General features: G+C 68.3%; 1 protein-coding gene and 1 pseudogene. One reads left to right on the forward strand and one right to left on the reverse strand.

Annotated features, from left to right (window positions below; translation table 11 throughout):
* Window positions 1-820: pseudogene (locus tag ACNPM4_RS06155) on the reverse strand (hypothetical protein); the annotation flags it as partial.
* Window positions 821-1,067: 247 nt separating this feature from the next.
* Here ACNPM4_RS06155 and ACNPM4_RS06160 point away from each other — a divergent pair.
* Complete coding sequence (locus ACNPM4_RS06160; protein WP_029262521.1) at window positions 1,068-1,760, forward strand: phosphocholine cytidylyltransferase family protein; 693 nt, start codon at window positions 1,068-1,070, stop codon at window positions 1,758-1,760.
* Window positions 1,761-1,778 lie beyond the last annotated feature (18 nt).

A 1,778-nucleotide genomic window follows, 5' to 3' on the forward strand; every position in this document is an offset into this window, starting at 1 on the left:
GCACCGGTTCCTCGGATGCGGGGGCGGGTTCGATCGCCGAAGCGGACTCGACGGGAGCCGTCTGGTCGCCAGCCGGCGCCGGCTCGACGACGGGCGTTGCGGTGGCGGCAACCGTCTCGGCCTCCGCGGCGGCCGCGGCAGCCTTCTCCGCGGCAGCCTTCTCCGCCGCCGCCGTCTTCGCCGCCGCCGTCTTCGCTGCCGCCGTCTTCGCTGCCGCCGTCTTCGCTGCCGCCGTCTTCGCGGTCGTCGACCGGGCCGTGGTCTTCGCGGCCGCAGTCTTGGCCGCCGCCGTCTTCGCTGCGGCCGTCTTCGCTGCGGCGGTCTTGGCTGCGGCGGTCTTGGCTGCCGCGGACTTCGCCGATGCCGTCGTCCCCGCGGCGGGCTTCGTCGCCGCGGCACGTGCGGCCGTGTTCTTCGCCGCGGCCGTGCGGGCCGTCGCAGACGTGCGCTTCGGAGCGGCGTTCGACGCGGATCGATTAAGCATGGCGTTCTTCAGAGGCTCCACGACGACCTCAGCGGTCGGTGCCGCCTGCTCTGCAGCCGATCTCGCCGTCGTGGCGGCGGGCCTCTTGCCAGGAGCCCTCTTCGAGGCGGCCGGTTTCGCCGGAGCGCGGTTCCCGGCGGGCTTCTTCGCGGCAGTGGTCTTCGCGGCAGTCGACTTCGCAGCAGCGGTCTTCGCAGCCGTCGACTTCGCAGCAGCGGTCTTCGCGGGCGTCGTTTTCGCGGCAGTCGTCTTCGCCACAGGCTTCGTCGATGCCTTCGGCGGCGCGGTCTCGGTCTCGTCCACCTGGGCGGCGCGGTCGTCAGGGGAGGAAGTCACCGTCCTACGGTATCAATGGGGAGCCGCATGCCAAGGCCGCCGCGCAACATTCACCGACGAACCCTCGGATCCGACACAATGGGCCCGGAGGGCGAGCCTGTGCGTCCGGTGTGTACTCGATCACGAAATGACAACGGGAGGCTCCCCGACCCGGGGCTTCCCAGGCTGCCTCGCTACCATGAACTCGGCACGACGAAGTGTCTGGTCGGTGAATCGGCCGTGAACACAACTTCCTTTAGGAGCACTCGTGACTCTTCAGACCGTCATCCTCGCCGCCGGCATGGGCTCGCGCCTCGGCCGAGCGCTGCCGAAGCCGCTCACCGAACTGAGCGACGGCCGCACGATCATGGGCCAGCAGCACGACAACATCCGCGCCGCCTTCGGTTCGGACGCGCGCATCACGACAGTGGTCGGCTATCGCGCCGAGACCATCATCGACGCCTTCCCCGCCGTCAACTACGTCCACAACGAGCGCTACGACGAGACCAATACGTCGAAGAGCCTGCTGCGCGCCCTCGGCGCGACCGGCAAGGGTGGAGTGCTGTGGATGAACGGCGACGTGGTGTTCGACCCGATGATCCTCGGTCGTGCCGCCGCCTTCATCGAGCGCGATCAGTCGTTCGTCACCGTCAACACCTCCAAGGTCAGCGACGAAGAGGTGAAGTACACGGTCACCGCCGAGGGCTTCATCAACGAGCTGTCCAAGACCGTCAAGGGCGGTCTGGGCGAGGCCGTGGGCATCAACTACATCTCCTCCGCGCACAAGAAGGCGTTCATGCGCCAGCTGCAGCGCGTCGAGGATCAGGACTACTTCGAGCGCGGTCTCGAGCTGGCCATCGCCGAGGACGGTCTCCTCCTCGAGCCGATGGACGTCTCTGACCTGTACGCGGTCGAGGTCGACTTCGCAGAAGACCTCGAGCGGGCGAACCTCTTCGTCTGACCCGGTTCCCGAAAGCCC

This window comes from Microbacterium umsixpiens (genome assembly GCF_053543675.1).